The organism is Streptococcus chenjunshii (assembly GCF_003086355.1).
GTDB lineage: Bacteria > Bacillota > Bacilli > Lactobacillales > Streptococcaceae > Streptococcus > Streptococcus chenjunshii.
Map to the genome: position 1 here is coordinate 46,643 of NZ_CP031733.1, position 26,954 is coordinate 73,596.

The 26,954-nt window shown below is 41.7% G+C and carries 23 protein-coding genes; 22 read left to right on the forward strand and 1 reads right to left on the reverse strand.

Going from position 1 to position 26,954, the window contains the following annotated elements:
- The first annotated feature begins 353 nt into the window (after positions 1-353).
- The 10 genes from DDV21_RS00300 (at position 354) to DDV21_RS00345 (ending at position 10,858) form a co-directional block, all read left to right on the forward strand.
- Positions 354-1,301: a sugar-binding transcriptional regulator gene (locus tag DDV21_RS00300; protein WP_116878588.1), complete on the forward strand. Its 948-nt coding sequence runs from the start codon at positions 354-356 to the stop codon at positions 1,299-1,301.
- A gap of 173 nt (positions 1,302-1,474) precedes the next feature.
- Positions 1,475-2,272, forward strand: coding sequence for an SDR family oxidoreductase (locus tag DDV21_RS00305; RefSeq protein ID WP_116878587.1), 798 nt, complete (start codon positions 1,475-1,477; stop codon positions 2,270-2,272).
- Positions 2,273-2,882: 610 nt separating this feature from the next.
- Positions 2,883-3,311 carry a PTS sugar transporter subunit IIA gene (locus DDV21_RS00310; RefSeq protein ID WP_116878586.1) on the forward strand — a complete coding sequence of 143 codons (429 nt, stop codon included), beginning with the start codon at positions 2,883-2,885 and terminating at the stop codon, positions 3,309-3,311.
- On the forward strand, positions 3,308-3,799 hold the full coding sequence (locus DDV21_RS00315) for a PTS sugar transporter subunit IIB (protein WP_116878585.1): 492 nt from the start codon (positions 3,308-3,310) through the stop codon (positions 3,797-3,799). The genes DDV21_RS00310 and DDV21_RS00315 overlap by 4 nt, the downstream gene beginning before the upstream one ends.
- Before the next feature lie 35 nt (positions 3,800-3,834).
- Complete coding sequence (locus tag DDV21_RS00320) at positions 3,835-4,632, forward strand: PTS mannose/fructose/sorbose transporter subunit IIC (protein WP_116878584.1); 798 nt, start codon at positions 3,835-3,837, stop codon at positions 4,630-4,632.
- 200 nt (positions 4,633-4,832) lie between these two features.
- On the forward strand, positions 4,833-5,675 hold the full coding sequence (locus tag DDV21_RS00325; protein ID WP_116878583.1) for a PTS system mannose/fructose/sorbose family transporter subunit IID: 843 nt from the start codon (positions 4,833-4,835) through the stop codon (positions 5,673-5,675).
- Between the two features lie 26 nt (positions 5,676-5,701).
- Positions 5,702-6,916, forward strand: a complete 1,215-nt coding sequence (locus DDV21_RS00330; RefSeq protein ID WP_116878582.1) for an iron-containing alcohol dehydrogenase — start codon at positions 5,702-5,704, stop codon at positions 6,914-6,916.
- A gap of 198 nt (positions 6,917-7,114) precedes the next feature.
- Positions 7,115-8,347, forward strand: coding sequence for a zinc-binding dehydrogenase (locus DDV21_RS00335; RefSeq protein WP_116878581.1), 1,233 nt, complete (start codon positions 7,115-7,117; stop codon positions 8,345-8,347).
- Between the two features lie 147 nt (positions 8,348-8,494).
- Positions 8,495-9,490: a Gfo/Idh/MocA family protein gene (locus DDV21_RS00340; RefSeq protein ID WP_116878580.1), complete on the forward strand. Its 996-nt coding sequence runs from the start codon at positions 8,495-8,497 to the stop codon at positions 9,488-9,490.
- 207 nt (positions 9,491-9,697) lie between these two features.
- On the forward strand, positions 9,698-10,858 hold the full coding sequence (locus tag DDV21_RS00345) for a LysM peptidoglycan-binding domain-containing protein (RefSeq protein WP_116878579.1): 1,161 nt from the start codon (positions 9,698-9,700) through the stop codon (positions 10,856-10,858).
- Between the two features lie 1,032 nt (positions 10,859-11,890).
- Here the strand turns inward: DDV21_RS00345 and DDV21_RS00355 are convergent.
- Entirely contained in the window at positions 11,891-12,841 is a 951-nt protein-coding gene (locus DDV21_RS00355; RefSeq protein WP_116879182.1) for an IS30 family transposase, read from the reverse strand.
- A gap of 652 nt (positions 12,842-13,493) precedes the next feature.
- On the opposite strand from DDV21_RS00355, the gene DDV21_RS00365 reads away from it, so the two are divergent.
- The 12 genes from DDV21_RS00365 (at position 13,494) to ruvB (ending at position 26,861) form a co-directional block, all read left to right on the forward strand.
- Positions 13,494-15,278, forward strand: a complete 1,785-nt coding sequence (locus DDV21_RS00365; RefSeq protein ID WP_116878500.1) for an AIPR family protein — start codon at positions 13,494-13,496, stop codon at positions 15,276-15,278.
- Between the two features lie 241 nt (positions 15,279-15,519).
- On the forward strand, positions 15,520-16,785 hold the full coding sequence (purD, locus tag DDV21_RS00370; RefSeq protein ID WP_116878501.1) for a phosphoribosylamine--glycine ligase: 1,266 nt from the start codon (positions 15,520-15,522) through the stop codon (positions 16,783-16,785).
- A complete protein-coding gene (locus DDV21_RS00375; RefSeq protein ID WP_116878502.1) occupies positions 16,775-17,224 on the forward strand; it encodes a 2-thiouracil desulfurase family protein in 450 nt (149 codons plus the stop codon). Before purD ends, DDV21_RS00375 begins: the two co-directional genes overlap by 11 nt.
- Positions 17,221-17,709: a 5-(carboxyamino)imidazole ribonucleotide mutase gene (gene purE / locus DDV21_RS00380; RefSeq protein WP_116878503.1), complete on the forward strand. Its 489-nt coding sequence runs from the start codon at positions 17,221-17,223 to the stop codon at positions 17,707-17,709. The genes DDV21_RS00375 and purE overlap by 4 nt, the downstream gene beginning before the upstream one ends.
- Positions 17,696-18,787 carry a 5-(carboxyamino)imidazole ribonucleotide synthase gene (gene purK / locus DDV21_RS00385; RefSeq protein WP_116878504.1) on the forward strand — a complete coding sequence of 364 codons (1,092 nt, stop codon included), beginning with the start codon at positions 17,696-17,698 and terminating at the stop codon, positions 18,785-18,787. The genes purE and purK overlap by 14 nt, the downstream gene beginning before the upstream one ends.
- 177 nt (positions 18,788-18,964) lie before the next feature.
- Positions 18,965-19,663 carry an aspartate/glutamate racemase family protein gene (locus DDV21_RS00390; RefSeq protein ID WP_116878505.1) on the forward strand — a complete coding sequence of 233 codons (699 nt, stop codon included), beginning with the start codon at positions 18,965-18,967 and terminating at the stop codon, positions 19,661-19,663.
- A gap of 144 nt (positions 19,664-19,807) precedes the next feature.
- Positions 19,808-20,767: a ketopantoate reductase family protein gene (locus DDV21_RS00395; RefSeq protein ID WP_116878541.1), complete on the forward strand. Its 960-nt coding sequence runs from the start codon at positions 19,808-19,810 to the stop codon at positions 20,765-20,767.
- 10 nt (positions 20,768-20,777) lie between these two features.
- Entirely contained in the window at positions 20,778-21,002 is a 225-nt protein-coding gene (locus DDV21_RS00400) for a phosphoribosylaminoimidazole carboxylase (RefSeq protein WP_116878506.1), read from the forward strand.
- A 301-nt stretch (positions 21,003-21,303) separates the two neighbouring features.
- Complete coding sequence (gene purB / locus DDV21_RS00405; protein WP_116878507.1) at positions 21,304-22,596, forward strand: adenylosuccinate lyase; 1,293 nt, start codon at positions 21,304-21,306, stop codon at positions 22,594-22,596.
- Positions 22,597-22,785: 189 nt separating this feature from the next.
- Positions 22,786-24,294, forward strand: a complete 1,509-nt coding sequence (locus DDV21_RS00410) for an FAD-dependent oxidoreductase (RefSeq protein WP_116878508.1) — start codon at positions 22,786-22,788, stop codon at positions 24,292-24,294.
- 360 nt (positions 24,295-24,654) lie between these two features.
- Positions 24,655-25,569, forward strand: a complete 915-nt coding sequence (locus tag DDV21_RS00415; protein WP_116878509.1) for a helix-turn-helix domain-containing protein — start codon at positions 24,655-24,657, stop codon at positions 25,567-25,569.
- A 290-nt stretch (positions 25,570-25,859) separates the two neighbouring features.
- Entirely contained in the window at positions 25,860-26,861 is a 1,002-nt protein-coding gene (gene ruvB, locus DDV21_RS00420; RefSeq protein ID WP_116878542.1) for a Holliday junction branch migration DNA helicase RuvB, read from the forward strand.
- The last annotated feature ends 93 nt before the right edge of the window (positions 26,862-26,954 follow it).

Here is a 26,954-nt window from a genome sequence, read left to right on the forward strand (position 1 = left end):
CTTCATTTTGCTTTGATTCCAACTTTTTAAAAATTCTGTCAGAAGGGAAGATAGAAGCCCAAGCCAGAAAGTTTATGCTTTTATCCCGCATCATTAAGAAGAATATGCATCTGTATTTATTGTCATCAATTAGTGCCATCAGGACCTATCTAAAAATGAAAAATCAGCTAGAAAACTGCTAGCACACAATTGACATTACTAGAAGGGCTATGTTTGATGACTATCAATAAAATCATGGAAGAAGCAGACAGGTTAACTGTTTATAATCACATTAGTGATTGATTCACAACAATTGAAATAATTCTGTTTTATGCTAAAATACTAGCATAGATTAGAGATTTAGAGGTAAAAGCATGTTTGCTGAAGATAAGCTACTTGTTAAAATTGCAGAAATGTACTATCAGGAAAACAAAACACAGAATCAGATTGCCAAAGAGTTGGGAATTCATCGAACCACAATCAGCCGCCTGTTAAAGCAATCCAGAGAAGAAGGGATTGTTCAGATTAGTATTAAATATGATAAAGCTGGGACTTATAATACTGAAAAGCAGCTGGAGAGAGCTTTCAACTTGCAAAAAGCTATTGTGGTGCCGGTGGCTCATGATTTGGATCGCAGGCAGAAAGATATTTTATTAGCCGAGGCGTTAGCGATTTATTTAAAAAATATTCTGCATGATGGCATGACGATTGGTTTTTCATGGGGAGCAACCATGTCAGCTGTTGCCAGCTGTATGCCGGAACTTAATTTGTCAGATATTGTCTGTGTTCCGATGATTGGTGGCCCATCAGGCCGTCTGATAAGTGATTACCATGTTAATACCATTACCTATGAAGCGGCTAAAAAACTGCATGGCATTGCACTTTTAATTGATTCTCCGGCAATCCCTGAAACAAAATCTTTGAAAGAAGAACTGTTAAAAAATGTTTTTAATCAAGAACTGATAAGGCTCTGGGATCATCTTGATATGGCTGTGATGGGTGTAGGAAGCCCTGTCCTTAAGAATAACCAGACATGGCAGGATTTTTATGGGGTAGATATCATTGAGAGCATTAAAGGGCAAGATGTTGTCGGCGATGTCGTATCAAGGTTTTACAATATTCATGGTGAGCATATAATAAACGAGCTTGATGACCGGCTTATCGGAATCGAAGCAGATAAGCTGCGTGAATGCCCCTACCGTATCGGTGTCGCAGAGTCTAGGGACAAAGTTTCGGCACTTATCGGAGCCCTCAGGGGAAACTATATTAATATTTTAGTAACTACAGAAGAAACTGCCAGAGGAATTTTGGATTCTATTTGAAGAATAGCTGAGAGTAAAAGTCTCAGCTGTTTTTTTATGCTCTATAAAAAAACCACAAATGTTATTGTTGTTTAAAAAACGTGAAAAACCGTTGACAACCAAAACATATGGTGTTATAGTTAGTTTGTAACAAATGTTATACAAAAATCACAATTGATAAAAAGGAGGAGGTTATGTCTTGGTTGGGGATTGAAAACAAGATAGCTGTGGTTACCGGCGGTTCATCTGGGATTGGAGAGGCTATTATTAAAGAACTGCTGGTTAATGGTGCAAAAGTAGCTAATTTTGATATTGCTGAGCAGACCTATACAGATGACAATTTACTTTTTATCCAGACGGATATCAGTTCACGGCCTGCGGTGGAAGAAGCAGTAGAAAAAGTTGTTGAGCAATGGGGGACAATTGACGGTCTTGTTAATAATGCAGGTATCAATATCCCTTGTTTATTAGTGGATAAACGGCAGCCTCACAGTAAATATGAGCTGAATGATGATATTTTTGACCGCTTAGTTGCTGTTAACCAAAAAGGTCTTTATTTAGTCAGTCAGGCAGTTGGGCGTATTTTAGTCTCTAAAGGAAGCGGTGTTATTGTCAATATGGCTTCTGAAGCAGGACTTGAAGGGTCAGAAGGGCAAAGCATATATGCTGCCACTAAAGCTGCCGTTTACAGTTTCACTCGGTCTTGGGCCAAAGAACTTGGCAGATATGGTATCCGTGTAGTTGGAGTAGCTCCGGGAATTATGGAAGCCACAGCTCTTAGAAGCTTGGCTTACGAAGAAGCTCTAGCTTATACGCGTGGCAAAACAGCTGAGGATATCCGAAAAGGCTACTCCTCTGTCAGCACAATACCTTTAGGCCGAAGCGGGAAATTAAATGAGGTGGCTGATTTGGTTCTTTATTATCTGTCAGATCGTTCTGCCTATATCAGCGGTGTTACAACCAATATTTCTGGTGGGAAGACACGGGGATAAAAGCTAAATCTGATTTGAAATTCTAAAGCTGACTTTGTTGACAGCCTGCCGCATCCTTCTAGCCGTCCTGTAGAGGTGCGCCTACGAAATCGGAGATTTCGGACTTACCGTCAGCCGTAGCCGTCTGAAGGCTTTGTCGTCTTGACAGCCGACCGCATCCTTCTAGTCGTCTTGGCAGAGGTGCGTCTGCGAAATCGAAGATTTCGGACTTACCGTCTTTCATACGGATTTTTAAACGACCTTTGTATCTTGTTGAAATTGAATATGGCCTAAACGCTGCGGGAAGAAGACTGCCCTCCCTTGAGTCTTTAGTGACTCAGCGGTTAGGCGCCTATTTTCCCATTGCGTTCTTAACGGCCTTTGTATCTTACAGAACTGAACACGGCCTAAAATCCTAGTGAAAAAGATGAAGTCCGTCGCGATGCGGGCATATTGCAAAACAACCCTAGCCGTAGACGTCTGAAAGCTTTGCAGTCTTAACAGCCTGCCGCAGCTTTCTAGTCGTCTTGGCAGAGGTGCGCCTACGAAATCGGAGATTTCTGGCTTACCGTCATTTTCACACGGATTTCTTAACGGCCTTTATATCTTAATAAAAGGAGAGGTGAGGTTAATGAATCAGGTTATTTTAATCGCCCATGGCCATTTGGCTGCAGAAATGAAGGCTTCGGCAGAAATGCTGTTTGGAGAATTGCCTCAGTTTCATACCATTGATTTTTTGGAAGAAGACGGTTTAGAAAGTCTGTCATCAAAAATTTACCAAAAAATGAAAACGCTTAACTGCCCGCTGCTTATTTTTACGGATCTATTTGGCGGCACACCGTTTAATGCAAGCTGCTCAGTTGCTTTGCGGCATCCTGATTTAGAGACTGAGATTGTTTCAGGGATGTCTCTGCCTCTCGTGTTAGAGTTAGCTGCAATCCTTAATAGCCGTCCGCTTAAGGAAATAGCTTCTGCTCTTCCTAGTTTAGTGGCCGGCAGTGTAAGGCTGTTCGATCGGCAGTTAAATCAGCCTGAAGCAGAAAGGGAGGACTTATTATGAAAGTTAAACTGGCTAGAATTGATGACCGGTTGATTCACGGTCAAGTCACAACAGTATGGGCTAAAGAAGCGGCCGCAGAGCGGATTATTATTCCAAGTGATGAGGTAGCTAGCGATGAAATCAGACGTACTTTAGTTAAACAGGCTGCCCCTCCAGGTATTAAAGTAAATGTTGTCACCCCAGAAAAAGCGGTTAAAGTTTATCATAATCCCAAATACAAAGATGAAACGGTTTTTTATTTATTTACTAAACCTCAGGAAGTCGTCGATTTAGTGAAGGGAGGCGTTCCTATTGACAGTATCAATATTGGCGGTATGCAGTTTAAAGTCGGACGTGTTCAGCTGACAAAGGCAGTTTCGGTTTCTAAAGAGGATGTTGCTGCTTTTTATGAATTAATTGATTTAGGGGTTAAACTGGATTGTCGTGTGGTAGCAACAGACAGTCCTAAGGATTTTGAAATATTGCTTAAGCAGGCAGTTTTTAATTAATTTTTGCCTGGCAAAGCAGGAAAGAGGGGGATGAGATGGCTCTATCAGTTTTGCAAATTATACTTATATTTATTTGGTCAAGTATCACCGGTATGGGCAGTGTTTTAGATGAGTTTCAGACCCATAGACCGCTTATCGCTTGTACTGTAACCGGTCTTATTTTAGGGGATATCACAACCGGTATTATCCTTGGGGGAACACTTGAATTAATTGCCTTAGGATGGATGAATATTGGGGCAGCTCAATCTCCGGATTCTGCCTTAGCAAGTGTGATTTCAACTATCTTAGTTGTTGTCGGGCATCAGGATATCCAAAAAGGGATTGCTATTGCCTTGCCGGTAGCGGTTGCCGGTCAAGTGCTTACTGTTTTGGTCAGAACAGCAACTGTTGCGATTCAGCATGCTGCGGATAGGGAGGCTCAGGAAGCACGCTTCAGCAAAATCATTTTTTTGCACTTCTTTGCTCTGGTATTTCAAGCTATGCGGGTAGCTATTCCCGCGACCCTGGTAGCTATATTTGTTGATGCATCTGCAGTAACCAGAATGCTTGATGCGATACCGGAAGTGATTACAGGCGGTCTTGCAGTAGCCGGAGGCATGATTGTTGTAGTCGGTTATGCGATGGTACTTAATATGATGTATATAAAATATTTGCTGCCCTTCTTTTTTGCAGGGTTTATTCTAGGCGGCTATCTGGATTTCAGCCTGCTGGCTTTTGGTGTTTTAGGCTTGGTTATTGCTTTGATATATGTGCAGTTAAATCCTCATTTTGCTAAAACAGTTAATGCCGGAAATGAAAATACCGTTTTAGCCGACGATGAGTTAGAAGATTAGTTAAACAAAGGCTAAAAGCGAGGAAAATAACAGTCTGCCTTGTTTTTTAAACGGTCTTTGTATCTTGATGAACTGAACACGGCCTAAACGCTGCGGGAAAAAGACCGCCCTCCCTTGAGTCTTTAGTGACTCAGCGATTGGGCGCCTATTTTCCCATTGCGTTCTTAACAGCCTTTGTATCTTGGTAAGGAGGGTTAATTATGGCAAATCATAGCCTAACAGCAAAGAACAAAATAAATAAACAAGATTTATTTAAAGCATTTATCTATTCCAATTTTCAGCAGGCTTCATTTAACTATGAGCGAATTCATGCACTGGCTTTTTGTGTTGATATGATTCCGGCAATCAAGCGGATTTATAGCAGTAAGAAAGATCAGGCTGCTGCTTTGAAACGTCATCTGACTTTCTTTAATGTGACACCGGCTATGTGCGGTCCGGTTATCGGAGTTACCATGGCTATGGAAGAAGCGCGTGCCAATGGCGCAGATCTGGATGATGGGACAATTAGCAGTTTGAAAATCGGCTTAATGGGACCTCTTTGCGGTGTGGGAGATCCTTTGATTTGGGGGACCTTACGTCCTGTTACTGCAGCGATTGGAGCATCGATGGCTTTAAGCGGGCAAGTGCTGGGGCCGATTGCTTTTTTCCTAGCCTTTAATATTATCAGATTAGCGATTAAGTGGTATGGCTTAAGTTATGGTTATAAACAGGGGCTGGGGATTGTTAAGAATTTATCTGGGAATATTCTTCCAAAGTTAACAGAAGGTGCAACTATTCTGGGGCTCTTTGTCATGGGAGTCTTGGTTACTAAATGGACCAGTATCAATGTTTCCCTGGCGGCATATAAAACCACGGGAGCAGATGGTAAAACCGTGGTTACCACTATTCAAAATATCTTAGATGACTTGGTTCCTGGCTTGTTACCCTTGGCACTCACTTTTGCGATGATGTATTTTCTTCGAAAAAAAGTCAGTCCAATACTGCTGATTTTTGTCTTGTTTGCTGTCGGGATTGCTGGGTATGCGCTGGGAGTACTATCATAGCTAAATGGAATTGCAGGAGGCAGACAATGGAGAATTTTCGATTATGCATACCGACAGATATTCGTTTTGGCAAAGAGCGATTAAGTGAACTACCAGAAGCGCTTGAGACTTTTGGAAAACGTGTCTTATTTGTTTATGGCGGCGGTTCAATAAAAAAAATAGGCCTATATACCAAACTCATGGCCTTATTGAAAAAGAATGATTTTATAGTAGCTGAATTATCCGGCGTTGAGCCCAATCCACGTATCGAATCAGTTCGTGAAGGGATAGCTATCGCACGGCAGCAGCAAGTAGATGTCATTTTAGCTGTTGGCGGCGGTTCTGTTATCGACGCCAGCAAAGTGATTGCAGCTGGTGTCTATTATGATGGAGATGCCTGGGATTTAATTACAAACAAAAATTTGGTGGGGGAAGCCCTCCCTCTTGTTACTATTTTGACACTGGCTGCGACCGGCACGGAGATGAACCGCAATGCGGTTATCTCAAATCTTGCGACTAAAGAGAAACGGGGGACCAGCGGCTGGGAATTGATTCCGCGTGTATCGTTTTTAGATCCAAGCTTGACTTATACTGTATCCAAGTGGCAGACAGCAGCAGGTTCAGCTGATATGATGAGCCATTTGTTTGAGCAGTATTTCAACAGAACTGAAGGAACCGATGTTCAGGACAGTATTGCCGAGGGTCTTTTAAAAACCATTATTACACATGCTCCAGTAGCTATTCGGGAGCCTGAAAATTATATCTCTCGTGCTAATTTGTTATGGGCATCAACCTTAGCTCTGAACGGGTTGGTCGGTCAAGGCCGTTCGGGGGCATGGAGCTGCCATGCCATTGAACATGAACTGTCTGCATACTATGACATTACTCATGGTATAGGGTTGGCTGTTATCACGCCCCGATGGATGAAGTACTGTATAGACAGAGATGCCAGTACACATGCTAAGTTTGCAGATTATGCCCGCAATGTTTGGGGACTGACAGATGGGACTGATAAAGAACTGGCACAAAAAGCCGTTCGGCAGACCTATCGCTTTTTCAAAGATCAGTTGGGTATTCCGATGACTCTGCCGGAAGTAGGGATTAAAACACAGGATATTCTTGCAGAAATGAGCCAAAAGGCTGTTGAACATGGAAATTTATCTGAAAACCGTTTTGTCAACTTAGAGGCAGAGGTTGTTGAGCAGATTTTAAGGGCTTCCTTTGAACCAATGGATAATAATGAACCTGAAAGTAAATCCTAAAACAAAAACTATTAACTGCAGAGGCTGTTTATGGAATCATGGCTAAAAAGCGAAGATGACAAAAATTAAAGACACCATATTAAATGCTGCTTAATTGCATATAGCATCATTTAAAAAATGGTGTTTACAGCGGGGACCTTGCTCGTTCGATACTATTTAGCCTTTGTATTTTATTTTGGGAAGGAGTGAACTATTAGAATGAAAACCAAAGCAGTACGTTTGTACGGAAAGAAAGATTTACGATTGGAAGAATTTGAACTGCCTGCCCTCAAGGATAATGAAATTTTAGCATCAGTAGTTACTGACAGTATTTGTATGTCATCGTGGAAGCTGGCCAATCAAGGAGCTGATCATAAAAAAACACCGGACGATTTGGCTGCTAAACCCATTGTTATTGGTCATGAATTCTGCGGTGAAATTCTGGAAGTTGGGAAAAAATGGCAGAATAAATTTAAAAAAGGGCAGCGCTATGTTGTTCAGGCGAACCTCCAGTTGCCGGATCGTCCTGACTGTCCCGGTTATTCATACTCTTACACAGGGGGAGATGCGACCTATATTATCATCGATAAAGATGTGATGGAACAGGATTGTTTGATTATTTATCAGGGAGAAACTTTTTTTGAAGGCTCGCTGTTAGAACCTCTATCCTGTGTGATCGCGGCTTTCTCTGCTAATTATCATTTGATTGAAGGAAGTTATGATCATAAAATGGGAATCAAAGATGGCGGAAATTTACTTATTTTAGGCGGAACCGGACCGATGGGTTTGCTTGCGCTTGACTATGCTCTGCACGGACCGGTTAATCCTCGTCATCTTGTTGTGACGGATATTAATCAAGATAAATTGGAACGGGCTGAAAAATTGTATACCTCAACAGAAAAAACACAATTAAGCTTTGTGAATACTAAAAAACTGGACAATCAGGCCGATGTTTTACGGAAAACAGTCGGCAGACAGGGTTTTGATGATATCTTTGTACTCGTTCCTTCAGAGTCGCTTATTACAATGGCTTCCAATCTTTTAAATCCTGATGGCTGTTTAAACTTTTTTGCCGGTCCTCAGTCCAAGGATTTCTCTGCTTCGGTTAATTTTTATGATATTCACTATGCATTCACTCATTATGTCGGTACATCGGGAGGCAGTGTTGCTGATATGCGCCGGGCAGTTGATGCTGTCGAAAAAAAGCAGGTGACTGCGGCTAATATTGTCACCCATGTACTTGGATTGAATGCTCTGGCAGAAACAACTTTGTCACAGCCAGACATCGGCGGCGGCAAAAAATTAGTTTATACACATAAAAACTTTAATCGTTTAGAGTTAGCTGAAGTTTGTCAAAAAGATCCTGATTTGGCCCGTATTTTAGATAAAACAGCAGGTATCTGGAGTAAGGAAGCCGAGGATCATGTTTTAAGCACTTACCCTGATATCTAAAAGTCTTGCAAATCTTGAAATAACTGGTGCACTATCCTATAATAAGAGCTGTAAACCAAAGGATGACAGCTGCAGTGGTCTTGTCTGTATCGGATATCAGGATAAGTTTGTGTTTTAGCAGCTATAGACTTAAGGGGGGATTATAATTTGGATAAAAAGTATAATTGGGCGACGCTAGGAACCGGGGTGATTGCTAATGAATTGGCACAAACTTTGGCCGTACAGGGGAGAAAACTTTATTCAGTGGCTAACCGGACCTATGATAAGGGGCTGGCTTTTGCCCAAAAATATGGCATTGAAAAAGTTTATGAAACGCTTGACGAAGTTTTCGATGATCCTGAGGTTGATATTATTTATATCTCAACTCCGCACAATACCCACATAGACTTTCTGCGAAAAGCCTTAAGCAAAGGGAAACATGTTCTATGCGAAAAATCGATTACACTCAACAGCGGGGAATTGGCAGAAGCGGTTCAATTGGCAGAAGAAAACCATGTCATCCTTGCAGAAGCAATGACAATTTTTCACATGCCGATTTACCGCAAGCTGTCAGCGATTGCAGATTCTGGAAAATTAGGAGAACTCAAGTTTATCCAGATGAACTTTGGCAGCTATAAGGATTATGACATGTCCAACCGCTTTTTCAGCCGCAGCCTTGCAGGCGGAGCTTTGCTGGATATCGGAGTATATGCCATTTCTTTTGTACGCTGGTTTATGCACTCAAAGCCGGATCAGCTTGCCTCGCAGGTAAAACTGGCTCCGTCAGGTGTTGATGAACAGGCAGGGATTCTCTTGACAAATGAAGCCGGTGAAATGGCCGCCATCGCTCTAAGTCTTCATGCTAAGCAGCCTAAACGGGGAACTGTCGCCTTTGATAAAGGCTATATTGAACTTTATGATTATCCGAGAGGCCAAAAAGCTGTTATCACATACACTGAAGACAGCAGCCAGGAAGTGATTGAAGCCGGTCAGACAGCAGATGCCCTTGCCTACGAAGTAGCTGATATGGAAAAGGCCGTTTCTGGGGAAGAGAACACAATGCATCTGGACTATACACAAGATGTTATGGGCATTATGACCCAGCTTCGCAGAGAATGGGGACTGATTTATCCCGAAGAAGAATCTCAGAACAATGTGCAGTAAATCTAAACACCGCCAGTTTGTAAACAATTGGGCGGTGTTTTTCGTTTTTCTTTTATCCACCAGTTATCAATAACTAGTAATATGTTACAAAACAAAGGCGATATTACATGTAAAAGACAGTTTCTTTAAATCGTTTCAGATACTCTTGTACTGCCCAGAATTTATGTTAATATATAAAAACAAGAAAAAAAGAAAAGGTAAAGAGTAATGAAAAAACATTATAAAATACTGTTAACATCTACCCTGCTTCTTTCAGCCTTTCCCAATTTGGCCGCACAGGCTCAGGAAACGGCAGTCGGGCGAAGCTGGACACCGCGAACTTTGGAAGAAGTAAAATCAGATGTCGTTCAGGCGGAAGATAACCGCACTTACACCGTCAAATACGGCGATACGCTGAGCACTATTGCTGCAGCTCTGTCTGTGGATATAGCTGATTTAGCTAAAATTAACCAGATTGCAGATATCAATCTGATTTTTCCGGATACTGTTTTAACCACAAGCTATGATGAACAGAATCAGGCAAAGGAAGTGACAATCGAAATTCCGGCTGCTGATGATGGTGCAGAACCGGTTGTAGCTGAAGCCGATTTGGCGAATAATGAGCTGGTGATTGAAGACCAAGCTATTCCTCTGGAAGATAGCGGTGCTGAACCAACTGCGGAGGAAACAGCTCCTGTGACCGAAATTCCGGAAACTGGCGAAGAATATTCAGAGCCTGCAGCTGATAACCAAGAGCAGGAGTTAGAGGGTGATACAGCAGACATCCAGGCTGATCAGCCCGCAGAGGAACTTCCTGCAGAGGAAGAATCTGCTCAGGAAGAACCGGCTGCTGAACCAGCTTTTGCAGAAGAGGAGACCACAGAGACTGCTGAAGCTTCAGAAGAAATTCCTGCGGCTGAAGACACAGCAGAAACGCCAGCTGAAGAGGCGGCAGAGCCTTCTGTAACTGAAATCACAGAAGACAGTCAAGAACTTGCGGCAGAAACAGCAGCAAGCACAGCTGCTGCTCTGACTAATCCTGAAAATGCAGGTTTGCAGCCGCAAGCTGTAGCCTTCAAGGAAGAAATCGCTTCTGTTTTTGGAATCAGCTCTTTCAGCCTCTTTCGGGAAGGTGCTGATGATGACCATGGGAAAGGCTTAGCTGTTGATTTTATGGTCCCTGAAAGTTCCGAATTAGGCGATCAGGTTGCGCAATACGCCATTGACAGTATCGGGGCCAATAACATTTCCTATATTATTTGGAAACAGCGTTTTTATTCACCGTATGACAGCATCTATGGCCCCGCCTACACATGGAATGACATGCCTGACCGCGGCAGTGTCACTGAAAACCACTACGACCATGTTCATGTGTCGTTTAATGGATGATTATCATCAATTGTACAAATATACCCAGCCATTTTTGGCTGGGTATTTTTTCAACGCTTTTTATGTATTCTTTTCGGGAATTTATGCTCTTTGGATTTCAAAACAATATAGCCACGTTTAGGATTGGCAAAAAATTTTGATAAAGATTCTGTTATCGCAAAACTGGCCCCAACTCCCAACAAACTGCTAAAAGCTACCATATCTCTATAATCATTAAATTGATAAGGGTAGTGCACATCAATAAAAGGTATATATCATTATGTTCACCCCATTTAATAAAGAAATTTAGTAGAAAAATCGTTAAAAATAATGCAGTATTAAAACTATAAACCATAAATTTAAATTTTCGAGAGGGGGAAATAGCCCGTTTCAGTCTAAATTCTTGTACACTGAAAATTCCTTGGAGAAAAGTTAAACTGATTGCAGGGACAGCCCACATCAGAAGTTCAAGCGCATCGTCATCATTGGAATAAAGAAGAACAGCAGAAATGCTAATAACAGCTAGAAAGTAGGACAATCCTGTTACAAGATAAAAACTTAGTTCTTCTTTTGGAATAGCAAACTGTTTATAAAGCAAAGGATTGATATAAAGTAAAATTATATACAGAAGAGGATAAAAGAGAATTGCTATTATCTTACCTACAAAATTTAGAGAAAGGTGTAAACTGTAATCGAAATTAACGAGAATAGAGAGAAAAGCTAGAAATGAAAAAATTTCACTGAATATATAATAGTTATCATTTAGTGTAAAAGAAAATTTCTTATTGTGTAAACTAACAATAATGATACATCTTAAACCAATCAAAGTGATAATCAAAAATGTAGTTATTATATGTGGAACTTTTGGGAACCACGCAGCCAATAAGTATAATAATGGGACTGTTAAAATATCTGTAACAACACGTATCCAAGGTTTACTGTTGATAAACCATTTACTAAAATAGAAAACAATCAGGATTAAGCATAAAATAAGACATTCAAATATTAGCTTATTTAACTCAAAATGATAGAATGCTAAATTTCAAGTTGAAGTTAGCCACTGAATACAATTTCTCTAGGTGTCTTGTAGTTTAATATTCGTTTGGGATAATTGTTTATCCACCATTCAATCTGAGTGGCCAGTTTTCTGGTCGCTCTTGTTTTTCCCTTGGGTAGGAAACGTCGAATAAGACGGTTGTGATTCTCATTAGAGCCTCTTTCCCAAGAGCAATAAGGGTGAGCATAGTAGATCTTCTCTTCACTAAAAATCTCGCTTAGTCTAGCAAATTCTGCCCCATTATCAGCTGTGATTGACGTGATCTGATATTCCTGTAAAATGCTCGACAAGGCTTCGTTAACGGCTTGTGCTGTCTTACTGGGCAAGTAACGAATGATTTCATACCTGGTTTTTCGATCTGTTAATGTCAGAAAGCAAGGCGCTTTAGCCCGTGTCTGAACAACCGTATCAATCTCATAATGCCCAGCCTCCAGTCGTTGAGTGATCGCTTCAGGCCGCTCCTCAATCGACTTTCCAACAGGCATGAAATTAGGACTGGCTGTTTTCTTAGGGGATTTGCCTTTTCTTGGATACAGCCTATCTGCCTTAGTCAGCCCCAGGTACCCCTTGTCCATCCAGTAGTATATGGTGGATTGTGGGACGTTGACTTTACGTTTTGAAATCATCTCAGGTGACCACTTCAGCTTGATGTAGTGGACAATGGTTTCCTTGACTTTCTTCGTGAGACTAACAGCTTTACGGCTATTTTTTCGATTAATCTCATACACTTCCTGAGCTCTATCCGCCCTATAAAGCTTCTCAAACTTCCCCTTACGCACCTGTTGGAGGACCAGTCCACGTTTCATCTCGTTGTTTATCGTTTGAGGAGCTTTGCCTAAGAGACCTGCAATCTCACGATTAGATTTCCCTTCTTGCTTCCAGCGTTCAATCAAGCGGCGATCAGCTATTGTCAAGTGCTTGCCTGTTGGTGTATAATGGTCTTGCATCTCTATGTCCTTTACTTGTGTTTTCGTCAACTACAAGTGTAACATAGAGGTGTTTTTTTGCATCTAAGTGGCTAACTTCATTTTAGAACTTTCAAAAATGATAGAATAAATAAAATTCTGCCAAGGTTAGTTCGCCGAAAATAAAAGAGTAGGCAGGAATTATCCATATCAAATCATTTTGTCTTATTTTAGATTGAAAGGCTTTTGGAAAAAACTTTAACAATAAGAAACATCTTAAAAGAGTGATTATCAAGATAGTAGCAAAGATTAAATAATAGTACGTAAAATGAGCTGCTATAGCACAAAGCGTATTAAGCAAGGAAATCAACAAAAAATAAATTATATATCGCCAATTATTTTTTAGAAAATCCACTATTAATTTCTTGTTACTAGCTATTTCACTTACGAAATTCTTCAATGACGGTTCCTCCTTTTTTAGTGTTCATTATAGCATACGTAGACGAATCACGACACTGTCTTGTAACTTGATATTTGTTGTGCTGGAATAAGGATTTCGTGAGTTGGAAAGTTTGCTTTTAATGAACAGGAGAAGTTTATAAGAAGTGATACCAATTTATTAATACCACAATGAATACTAAGTTTTTGGTATAATTAACTAGAATAGAATTTGATAACTATAAGGAGGAAATTTATGTCTAACATTTTAAATGATGAAATTTCAAAGATTATTTCAATCGCTGCTCAACATGGTGAAAAAATTGCTGAAGAAAAGGCATTTGATATTTTAATATGTTCACTTTATTGCTATAACTCTTTGGATTATGAAAAAAATTGGTTTGATATATATAATGAAAATATTACAGATGAAAAATCCGATGGAGGCATTGATTTTGTTTATTTTGATGAGGAAAATTCAAAGGTTATATTTGGACAAAATAAATATTCTCAGAATATAGATGTTAATGAAGCAGTAGCTGAATTGAGGAAATTAGATGCAACAGTTAAAGATTTTCAAAATAACTCTACAAGTAAATTAAGCAAGGAAGTGAAAAAAAGGATTCTTAATGCCTTAGATAGGTTAACAGAAGAAAACGAAGGAAATTTTGATTATGTATTTGCCTCACTGTCTACTTTTAAAACAGAGAATGTAATCTCAAAAGTTGAATCAGATAGTCAATATGCTGATTTATATTTTTATAATTTAAAAACAATTGAGAAGACAATTATAGATTTGAAATCAAAGTTGAAAGTTGTCCGTGAATATAAATTTAATTTAGATAGGTCTAAGAATGCTTTAGAATATAGCTCAGATAGAAGTGAAGGGATTGTAGTTAATATTAGTGCCGGAAGTTTAAAGAAAGCCTTTGATCAGTATGAAAGTGAAGGGTTGTTTAATTTAAATATCAGAAGGTACATCAAATCTAAAAATGTGGATGAAGCAATAAGAAGTACTATTACAAAAGACAGCGAGAACTTTTGGTTTAAGAATAATGGCTTAACAATTGCTTGTAAAGATTATATTTTAGATGGAAATAGTATAAAAATTTATGATTTTTCAATTGTCAATGGGGGGCAAACGAGTACTTTAATCGCTAAAGATTATAAATCAAATAAGGAAGATTTTTATGTAATGTGTAAAATTGTAAAAAGCAGTGAGGAATTAGATGAAGATGCAACAATGAGATTTTACAACGAAATTGCTGAAGCGACCAACTCACAAAAACCAATCCAGCCCAGAGATTTAAAATCTAATGCCCCAGAAATGCTAAAATTACAGCAATTACTAGAGGGCAAAGATTATTTTTTGGAGATAAAAAGAGGAGTTTACGCTCCACGAAAATATGGAGATAATAAGATAAAAAACGAAGAACTGGCTCAACTGTACTTTTCGTTTGTTTTACAAAAACCTGGAACAGCTCGTTCAAATAAAAGATCACTATTTTCAAACAACGCTCATTATAAACAAGTTTTTTTGCAAAAATTTGAAAAACAACCAGAAAAAATAGAATTTTTAGTTGATTTAATACAGCTGAGTAAGAGAATTGATAAAGTTATTTTGAGATATAAAGCAGAAGATTATAAGAAGTTGAACAATGATCAGATGAATGTACTCGCTAATTCTAAGCAAACCCTAATGGGATTACTTGGCTTCATCTATTCTCTTGTAAATAAAGATTCTGATCTTTCACAAGTCAGAGATATCACCCAATATTTTGAATTTGGATCTTTTATCTCAAATTATAAGGAGGATGATATTGATGAGAAAATCTCACAATTGATTTATGAATTAATTGATTGGTTAACAGAAATATATATAAATGAATTTGAGTTTGGAAGAGTAACAAGTGTAAGTAATTTTTTGAAAACAGACAAAAAGTACAGTGAAGCAATCTTAGAGAAATATGCAAATCATTTGAATAAGAGGAAAAATAAAGAGGAATTAATAGACTACTATGGTAGCTTATTTAGAAGGTGAGAAGCCGGAGTCTTTTTTTACCTTTGTCTAATTCTATGAGATTGTTCATTAGCATTAAAAGTCAATCACAATTTATAACTATAATTGTGGTTTTTCTTTAATACGATTTATCCACAACCCCATATTCCCGAACAAATATGCTATAATAATCCTATATAATTCGTGAAATGGGATTGTTTTGCGAAAGGATTTTAGTTTTTGGATAATGGTTGTCAGGATTTTCATGTGAGGTATCTGAGTTATGAAACTTTTGGTTGTTGGGTCTGGCGGTCGTGAACACGCGATTGCGAAGAAATTGTTGGAGTCTCCTCAGGTAGAGCAGGTCTTTGTGGCACCTGGGAATGATGGGATGGTGCTTGATGGTCTGGATGTGGTCGATATCGGAATTTCCGAACATTCTGCCTTGATCGCTTTTGCTCAGGACAATGGTGTTGCCTGGACCTTCATCGGTCCGGATGATGCTTTGGCTGCGGGTATCGTTGATGATTTTAATAAGGCTGGGCTCAAAGCGTTTGGGCCAACCCGACTAGCGGCGGAGCTGGAATGGTCCAAAGATTTTGCTAAGGAAATCATGAGCAAATACGGTATTCCCACAGCGGCTTACAGGACGTTCTCCGATTTCGAAAAAGCTAAGGCTTATATAGAAGAGCAGGGAGCTCCCATTGTGGTTAAGGCTGACGGTCTGGCGCTGGGTAAGGGCGTGGTTGTGGCTGAAACAGCTGAGCAGGCAGTTGATGCTGCGCGGGACATGCTGCTGGACAATAAATTTGGCGATGCAGGTGCACGTGTGGTGATTGAGGAATTTCTGGAAGGTGAGGAGTTTTCGCTTTTTGCCTTTGTCAATGGTGATACATTTTATGTTATGCCGCCGGCTCAGGACCATAAGCGTGCTTATGACGGTGACAAGGGGCCTAATACAGGCGGTATGGGGGCTTACGCACCTGTGCCTCATCTGCCTCAAGATGTAGTAGATGCTGCGGTGAAAACTATTATTAAACCGGTTTTGGAAGGTATGCTGGCAGAAGGCCGTCCTTATCTTGGGGTGCTTTATGCCGGCCTTATCCTAACAGCTGATGGTCCTAAAGTTATCGAGTTCAATTCGCGTTTTGGCGATCCGGAGACGCAGGTGATTTTGCCGCGTCTGACTTCCGATTTTGCCCAAAATATTACGGCTCTTTTGGCAGGGGAAACACCCGATATCATCTGGACTGATAAAGGTGTAACGCTTGGTGTAGTTGTTGCCTCAGAAGGTTATCCGCTGGCTTATGAGAAAGGCGTAGCGCTGCCTGCCAAAACAGACGGCGATATTATCACCTACTATGCAGGAGCTAAGTTTGCTGAAAACAGCAGGACACTGCTGTCTAATGGAGGCCGGGTCTATATGCTGGTCACCACAGCAGATACTGTTCAGGCTGCACAGGACAGCATATATAGTCAGCTGGACTATCAAAAGACCGCAGGCCTCTTCTACAGAACAGATATTGGGAGTAAAGCTCTTGGAAAATAAATCTTGTATCTTAGTCAGTGCCTGTCTGTTAGGTGAAAACTGCAAGTATAACGGCGGTAATAATTATAATCAGCAGGTTGTTGATTTTGTGTCCGATAAGGAAGTTATCGCAGTTTGTCCGGAGGTTGCTGGCGGTCTGCCAGTTCCCAGGAAGCCTGTGGAGCTCTCCGGCGGGCATGTTCTTGATGCTGAAGGCAAAGTCTATGATAAGCCGTTTCAGGACGGGATTGCTCGTACACTTGCTTGTCTGGAAGGAAAAAGGGTTGATTTAGCTGTCCTTCAGTCCAGAAGTCCATCCTGCGGTGTCCATCAGATTTATGATGGCTCCTTTTCCGGTAAGAAAAAAGCAGGGAGCGGCCTTTTTGCTCAAAAGCTTAAGGACCTTGGGTATCAGGTTCTCGATGCTGAAGATATGAATCAAATGAAAGGAAAACGATGAAACCAGTAATTTCCATTATTATGGGATCCAGCTCCGACTGGACTACCATGAAAAAAACAGCAGATATGCTGGATACATTCGGGGTCAGCTATGAGAAAAAGGTGGTCTCTGCTCACCGCACACCGGACCTTATGTTTAAATATGCTGAGGAAGCGCGCGGCCGCGGGATTAAGGTGATTGTCGCCGGAGCAGGCGGAGCCGCTCACTTACCTGGCATGGTGGCCGCCAAAACCACTCTTCCGGTTATCGGGGTTCCTGTCAAATCCCGGGCTCTGTCCGGACTGGACTCTCTTTATTCTATTGTGCAAATGCCTGGGGGTGTGCCTGTAGCAACTATGGCCATCGGTGAAGCAGGAGCGACTAATGCGGCGCTGACAGCTCTGCGTATCCTCTCTGTTGAAGACAGTGCGATAGCAGACAAACTGGCCGATTTTGCCCGTAAACAAGGAGAAATTGCGGAGGCTATGACAGATGAGCTCGACTAAAACGATTGGGATTATCGGCGGCGGCCAATTAGGGCAAATGATGGCCATATCAGCCATTTACATGGGCCACAAGGTGATTGTCCTAGACCCAGCAGCAAATTGTCCGGCTTCGCGTGTGGCAGAGATGATTGTGGCACCTTACAACGATGTAGAGGCTCTTCGCCAACTGGCAGAGCGCTGTGATGTGCTCACTTATGAGTTTGAGAATGTCGATGCCGATGCGCTGGATGCTGTCATCAGGGAAAACCAGCTGCCTCAGGGAACAGATCTATTGCGCATTGCCCAAAACCGCATTTTTGAAAAAAATTTTCTGTCAAAGGAAGCAGGTGTACCGGTGGCCCCTTACAGAGTTGTTACCTCCAGCTTGGATTTAGAAAATCTTGATTTATCCCGAAGCTATGTTCTTAAAACGGCAACGGGAGGCTATGACGGCCATGGACAAAAAGTTATCCGCGGGCAAGCTGATCTTGAGGAAGCCAGCCGGCTGGCCAATTCGACCGAATGTGTTTTGGAAGAATTTGTCACTTTTGACCGTGAAATTTCGGTCATTATCTCTGGCAATGGGACCGATATGGCTGTTTTTCCGGTTCAGGAAAACATTCACCGCAGCAATATTCTTTCCAAAACCATTGTCCCGGCTCGGATTTCAGATGAGTTGGCTCAAAAAGCCCAGTCTCTGGCGGTACAAATTGCTAAAAAATTGGGACTGTCAGGGACCCTCTGCGTGGAAATGTTTGCGGCAGATGATAGCATCATCGTCAACGAAATCGCACCGCGCCCACACAATTCAGGTCACTACTCTATCGAAGCCTGTGACTTCTCGCAGTTTGATACGCATATTTTGGGGATTCTTGGCCAACCACTGCCCGAAATCAAACTCCATGCGCCTGCTGTCATGCTCAATGTCCTTGGTCAGCACATGGATAAAGCCCAGGCCTATATTGCTGCTAATCCTAGCGCCCACCTCCACCTTTATGGTAAACTAGAGGCAAAGCCTAACCGCAAGATGGGGCACGTGACGGTGTTTAGTGATATGCCTGATGAAGTTGAAGAAATGGGAAAAGGAACAGATTTTTAATGATAATGCAATCATTCATGTCCTGTTGAAAATAGTCAAACAGGCGTAGTTAAGGTAGCCTTGCTTCAGCAAACGCGGCTGTATAGGGATTTAAGTAAGTTTATTCAACAGTTGCTAGTAGGCAATACGCGTTTAAGGAAGACAATTAGTTATAAAGTTGAGTTTTAGGTGAATACTATGAAAACTATCGGTCTTATCGGTGGGATGAGCTGGGAGAGTACGGCTTCCTATTATCAGCTCATCAACGAAGCAATCAAGGAAGAACTTGGCGGTCTCCATTCAGCAAAAATTCTGCTCTATAGTGTAGACTTTGCTGAGATTGAACACTATCAATCCAGTGGTGATTGGGGCAAAAGTGCTCAGGTCTTGTCTGAAATCGCTCAGAAGTTGGAGCAGGCTGGCGCAGATTTCATTGTCATCTGCACCAATACCATGCATAAAGTAGCTCCGCAGATTCAGGAAAAGATTTCAATTCCTATCCTGCATATTGCACAAGCCACTGCTGAGGCACTGCTTGAAAAGGGGATTCAAAAAGTTGGTCTCCTAGGCACTAAGTACACCATGACTCAGGATTTTTACAAGGAAAAGTTACTTGAGGCAGGTTTGGAGGTAGTCATTCCGGATCAGGCTGGTGTTGAGGAAGTCAACCGCATCATTTACGACGAGCTCTGTCTCGGTCAAATCAAAGGAAGCTCCAAACAACTCTATCTCAGCGTTATCGATGATTTGAGAAAAGCTGGCGCAGAAGCAGTTATCCTAGGCTGCACCGAGATTGGTCTTCTAGTCAAACAAGAAGATACAGATATGCCCCTCTTTGACACAACAGCTATTCATGCACAGAAGGCAGCGAAATTTGCTATCAGCAGTGTAATCTAGATAAAAGAGAAAGCCAAGAGATGACAGTGTTTGGTGACGGCTTGTCACTCCTAAAATAATCTGGAGACAGACTGCTGTTATTTCTTTTTAGTATTTGGCTGGTTATAGTTGAAAACTGCTGCAGGGAAAGGATTTGCTTTTGATATGAAAATTTGCATTTTGGGCTTAGGTGTCATAGGAACAACTTACGGTCATGTGTTTCAGCAGGCCGGACATCAAGTAGAGCATCTTGTGAGAGATGGCAAGACGGTTCCTGAACAGTTAACTGTTGATTTATTAGACGGCCGTTATTCCAATAAGGGGGAAGAAAAAAGGGCCTTTTACCATGTTCATTTAGCCCAGCCTGATACGGCATATGACTTTATTTTTTTAAGCGTCAGGAACGGTAAGGTCAATGAGGCCGTTGAGACACTCAGACAGAAAAAAATAAGAGGGAATCTTGTTATCTTCTGCAATTTTTGGATGACCGGTGACGAGATTGCTGAACTTGCCAGAGATTATAACTATGTTATTGGTTTCCCGACCGCTGGCGGCCATCTTGAAGGAAACCATCTGGAAGCCGTTCTATTTGACCATGTGATGCTCGATGATGAGAAAAAGACAGCCATTACTAACTATCAAGATTTAAAAAGTCTGCTGCAGTCAGCTGATATTAAGGTAGAGGTTCCTTATGATATGGTAGAATGGATATGGATTCATATGGCTATTAATGCGGGAGTTACTTCAACGGCAGCTGGTCTTGGCCATTTGGATAATCCGCAGAAACTGGCGGTTGATTTGATGAAGGATTCGCAAAAGCTGGCATTGGCAGTTAAGGTGATTCGCGAAACGACCCGAGTGACATCTGCCTATGGCGTTGATTTGAAAAGGTATAGGGGAGAGCTGCTTCCTTATAAGCTGCCTGCATGGCTGGCTGGGAAAATTATGAAAGCAATGTTTGCCAGCAATCAACTGACCAGACGGATTATGACCCTGCATAATGATAAAGATGATATCTTCTATGGCTGCCAAAAGGTTTACAGTGCCGGGAAAAAAGCTGGAGTTTCGATGCCTCTCTTTACCGAAAATATCAAAAAGCTTGTCCCTTATTTCCAAAATTATTGAAGGAGACTTTATGATTCAGATCATAACTCATGCTTTTATTGCAAATGGTAAGACTGGTGTAGTTGAAATTGTTTTTGCCTCGGCTGATAAAAAAGCTGTTAACAGCAAAATGGCAGAACTGAAAACCCAGTTTCCAAACGATTATCTTGCTGTCTATGACCTTCCGCTGGATACGGATTTGAATAAACTTCCTCATTATCCATCAGTGGCCATTGGGAGAGAGGATTTTGAATGATTAGTAATCGGTCTGAGAATATAAATGCAGATAACCGGCTTAATAAAAGGAACAAGCTAGGAGCAAGGGCACCGCTGAACTGAATCCGGGCTACAGACTGTGCCAAAAAGATAACCATGACCTATCTTCCTTGATATAGTCATAAAACATACTTAAGATAAAACTGAAAGGAGTGAGAGGGTCCCGAGATTTGAACTCGTGCTAAAAGTGTCAGAAAAAAGATGGACTTCCTTGTGTGCAAGCACACGGCGTCAGTCTCCTATTTTTCTCTCGCTTTCTTAACACCCTCTGTATCATAATTATGCTAGAACGTTATTCCCGCCCTGAGATGGCGACTATTTGGTCGGAAGAAAATAAATACCGCGCATGGCTGGAGGTTGAAATCCTCGCAGATGAGGCCTGGGCGGAACTGGGGGAAATTCCTGCGGAAGATGTGGCCCTCATTCGGGAGAAGGCTGACTTTGATATTGCCCGCATTCTGGAGATTGAAGAGGAGACCCGCCATGATGTGGTGGCTTTTACTCGTGCGGTGTCTGAAACCCTTGGCGAGGAGCGCAAGTGGGTTCACTATGGTCTGACCTCTACCGATGTGGTGGATACAGCTTATGGCTACCTTTATAAGCAGGCCAACGATATTATCCGTCGCGACCTTGATCATTTCACCGAAATTGTGGCGGAAAAGGCGCGTGAACACAAGTATACCATTATGATGGGCCGTACGCATGGTGTTCACGCGGAGCCGACAACCTTTGGGCTCAAGCTAGCGACTTGGTACAGCGAAATGAGGCGCAATATAGAGCGGTTTGAGCATGCCGCCAGCGGTGTGGAAGCTGGGAAAATTTCTGGTGCTGTGGGGAACTTTGCCAATATTCCGCCTTTTGTGGAGAAATATGTCTGTGAAAAATTAGGTATCCGTCCGCAGGAAATTTCGACACAAGTACTGCCCCGTGACCTCCACGCGGAATACTTTGCCGTATTAGCCAGCATCGCCACATCAATTGAACGCATGGCGACTGAAATCCGCGGCCTGCAGAAATCCGAACAGCGTGAAGTGGAAGAGTTCTTTGCCAAAGGTCAAAAAGGGAGCTCAGCTATGCCCCACAAGCGCAACCCAATCGGTTCTGAGAATATGACTGGGCTTGCCCGTGTTATCCGCGGGCATATGGTGACGGCTTATGAAAACGTTGCGCTTTGGCACGAACGTGACATCTCCCATTCATCGGCTGAACGTATCATTGCGCCGGATACAACCATTCTGATTGACTATATGCTCAACCGTTTCGGCAATATCGTTAAAAATCTTACGGTTTTCCCAGAGAATATGAAGCGCAACATGAATTCGACCTTCGGTCTGATTTACAGTCAGCGCGTTATGCTTAAGCTTATTGAAAAAGGCATGACCCGTGAGCAGGCCTACGATCTTGTCCAGCCAAAAACAGCCCAGTCTTGGGACGAGCAAATTGATTTTAAACCTCTTCTTGAAGCCGATAAAGAGGTCACTGGCAAGCTCAGTCAAACAGAGATTGATGACCTCTTTGATCCAAGCTACTACGCTAAACGTGTGGATGATATCTTTGCTCGGATTGGTTTGTAAGCAAGATATTTTGCTTAGAAACCTGTTATACTGTAAGATTTTAAAGTTTTTACGGGACAATATCTGGTGCCTAAACACTGCTATGAGCTATAGTTCAACGGAAAATGCCTTTTTCATACATCTCCAAAATAAACACTTGTTTTCGTAAATTTTTAGGAGCATTATAAAAAAGAGGAGAGGTGATTAGATATGGAGTATCAAACAGAAGTCGTTATTGTTGGTGCCGGAGCAGCCGGTTTTGGAGCAGCTCTCAGCTTGGTCGATGCAGGTAAAAATGTTATTATGCTTGAAAAAGGCGATCGGTATGGCGGTGCTGGCATGTTTGGAGCAGAAGGTTTATTTGCTGTTGGCAGCAAACTTCAGCAGGCTTCAGAAGATGATAAAACGCGTCATTACAAGCTTCAGGATGCCATAGAAGAAATGCTGAATTATACCCACCATCGTTCAAATGCCCGTATAACGCGTGCCATTCTAGAAAAATCTGCTGATACAATTGCATGGCTGCAAGAACATGGTATGGAAACTGAGCTGGTAAATAATACGCAGGAAGTCCATCAAGACCATGCAATGGTTTATCACCAATACATTGATAAATTTGCTGCATTTGACAGAATGAAAGACTATTTTGAAGCAAAAGGCGGCCTTCTTTTAACCGAAACAGCCGGTCAAGATTTGATTTATCAAGAGAATCAGATCAAAGGAGTAAAAGCGGTTAAGGCTGATGGTGAGACAATTGAAATTAGCTGCCAAGCTGTTGTTCTAGCAGACGGCGGTTTTGTTGGGAATGCAGAGATGGTTGCTGAGGCTTTGACCATCGCCCCAGAATTCCTTTATAGCATGGGAGAGCGTAAAGCGACAGGGGATAGCTTCACAATGTTAGAAAAGTTGGGGGTTGAAACGCGTCAACACCGCTACTTTGAAAATCATGCTGCTACAGTTGTGTCAAAAACGAATCCTAAATGGCGAAATATAGCTGTATTTACCTTGACGAATTTGCCTTTTCTATGGGTCGATGCACAGGGCAAACGCTTTGTTAATGAAGAAATTGTCTATGATTTTGCTCTATGGGGGAATGCAACTTATACAGCCGGCGGCTATTATTACTACATTATGGATCAGGCGCAGGTTGATTTTCTAAAAACAAATGTTTTAGATTGGACCCAGTCCTTTGAACGTACTTTTGTGACATTGGCACATCAGCCTATGACACATCAAGTTGGGCCTTTTCCGACTTTAGACAGTGATTTGGAAGAAGCTGCTGAAAACGGCGCAGCTTTTAAAGCGTCAAGTTTACAAGCATTAGCAGAACAAATCGGCTGTTCCTCCCAATCCTTGAAAGAAACAGTTGAGACCTATAACACAGCTATCCAGCAAAAGTCGGATACAGAATTCGGGAAATCCGAAACGTTTCTGAAATTTCCTATCGCAGAAGGGCCGTTCTACGCGGTTTGTCCTATTTCTACCTCATTAGGTACTATTGGCGGTATTCCGGCTAATGAAGCTTTTCAGGTGCTGTACCCTGATCAAAAACCTGTCAAGGGAGCTTTTGTAGCGGGTAATAATGCAACCGGTATGTATGATAACTCCTATCCGACCCTAGAGGGAATCAGCTGTGCGTTTGCATGGAATTCCGGCCGGATTGCAGGTGAATCAGCCGTTAAATTACTGAACCAGGGAGTATCAGCGTATTATTGTTAGAATATATTTGAGTCTTCTTTAACGGATTTGCCTATTGTCTAAACTATATTTTTTGCTTAAATTTTCGGAGATGAGGCAGGGACAAAAAGTCCTGCCTCGTTTTACTTTTTTAAACAGATGAGTTTGGCGAAGTGATTGATTGGAGGTGGGATAACAAAACCGAAATCATCATGTTATGACAATTGACCGATTTTTGTCCCACTCTCATTTTTAGTAAAGCATGCGGTCTCTAAACTTAAAATCGACCAGTTTAAACAAAAGGGAATATCCCTTGTTTTTTTTAGTCAAAATGATTTGTTAAATATGTCAGTCCGTGTTAAAATAAGCTAATAAAAAACGAAAGAAATTTTAGGAGCAAGTGTGAAAAAGTTTGGTGGGAAAATTAAACGTTTAAGGCTTGCAAATAAGCTGACACGGGAAGAACTTTGCGGAGATGAGACGGAGCTGTCTGTCAGGCAGCTGGCGCGGATTGAATCAGGGCAGTCAGCCCCTACGCTTAATAAAATAAGGTATATTGCTAAATGTTTGGGAGTAACTGTTGGTGAGCTGACAGACGGTGAAAGTTTTGCCCTGCCTGCCCGTTATGAGGAACTGAAATACCTCATTATGAGGACACCGATATATGATGACAGCAGCCGGGTTGAATTGGTTGAGACTTACTTTGATGAGATATATGAATATTATTACAATAGCCTGCCCGAAGAAGAACAGCTGTCCATCGATGTTCTTCAGTCTTCTTTAGATGCCCACATGACGGATAATATTGAATTTGGCAGCGGACTGCTGCAGGATTACTTTGAGCAGGTCAAAGCTAAAAAAGTTTACGGTATCAATGATCTGCTGCTTATCGGACTCTATTTTTATCAAAGTTCGTCTGATCACATTTACCTTGATGATACTTCTTTAGAAACTTTGGATATGCTGGCCGGCCGTCTGGTTCTTCAAACCAGATATATCGTCCCCAGTCATCTTTTTCTGCTGCGAGATGTCTTGCTGCAGTGCAGCGGCCTGCTTTTACTGACCAAATCTTATCAGCATCTCTTAACCATTGTTCAGGAACTGAATACCATCATCAGTAAAACTCAGGACTACCAAAAGAAACCGCTGGTTGATATGATCGAATGGAAATATTATCTGTATGTGGATCAGGATTTCAGCGCAGCTCAGCTGAAATATCAGCAGGCTGTGCAATTCTCTGTTATGATTGATGACGAGATTTTAAAAGAAAATTTAGAGAAAGAATGGCGGAACGACAGCCTGCAGTTAAGAACATGACATTTTTGTCATGTTCTTCTTGCTTTGGCGCATGTATAATAAATGCAGTTTATCAGAAAGGAGGGGTGAAGATGTTCCAAGCCTTTTTAGGGTCTATTTGGTGGTTTAGATAAAACCAAAAGTCTCCGAAATGAGAAATTGCATCATGTCATTTCTTACTTGTCTCAAAACAAAGGATGAGGTCTTCTCATCCTTTTTCTGCTGTTGGCGGAACGCTTAATGCTGCAATGTTTGAAACGAAAGGACAGGTTGTCATTGAAAATACGGTCCGGACTTGCTATACTAATCTCATGACAAGAATTTTAGACAATCATTTAATGGAAGATGAAGAAGCACTTGAGCCGACCCTCCGTCCTCGTTATTTAAAAGAGTATATCGGCCAGAATAAGGTGAAAGAGCAGCTGAAAATTTTCATTGAGGCTGCTAAAATGCGGGATGAAGCTCTGGATCATGTTCTTTTATTCGGTCCTCCGGGACTTGGCAAAACGACAATGGCTTTTGTTATCGCCAATGAACTCGGCGTAAATCTCAAGCAGACTGCGGGACCGGCGATTGAAAAAGCCGGAGATCTGGTTGCTGTACTCAATGATTTGGAACCGGGAGATGTTCTTTTTATCGATGAGATTCACCGGCTTCCTATGGCGGTTGAGGAAGTTCTCTACAGTGCCATGGAGGATTTTTACATCGATATCATGATTGGAGCCGGGGATACCAGTCACAGTGTTCATTTGGATTTGCCTCCTTTCACGCTTATTGGGGCAACGACACGCGCCGGTATGCTGTCCAATCCTTTGCGTGCTCGGTTTGGTATCACGGGGCATATGGAGTATTACAGCACTGAGGCTCTGACTGACATTGTTGAACGGACAGCGGCTATTTTTACGATGGCCATTGAACATGAAGCGGCTGCGGAGTTAGCTAGGCGCAGCCGCGGGACACCGCGTATCGCTAACCGTTTGCTCAAGCGCGTGCGGGACTACGCCCAAATTATGGGAGACGGGAAGATTAATAGAGACATGACAGACAAGGCCTTAAACATGCTCGATGTCGATCATGAAGGGCTGGATTATGTGGATCAGAAAATCTTAAAAACCATGATTGAAGTATACAAAGGAGGACCGGTCGGTCTGGGAACCTTATCTGTCAATATTGCCGAGGAACGTGACACGGTTGAAGATATGTATGAACCCTACCTGATTCAAAAAGGCTTTATGATGCGGACTCGAAGCGGGCGAGTGGCTACAGCCAAGGCTTATGAGCATCTGGGTTATATTTATCCTGGAGAAAATTAATAATTTTAACATCTTTATGCAACCAGACTGTCATTTATATGACAATCTGGTTATTTTTATTTAGTCAAAAATTTTTTCTTTATTTTTTTGTTA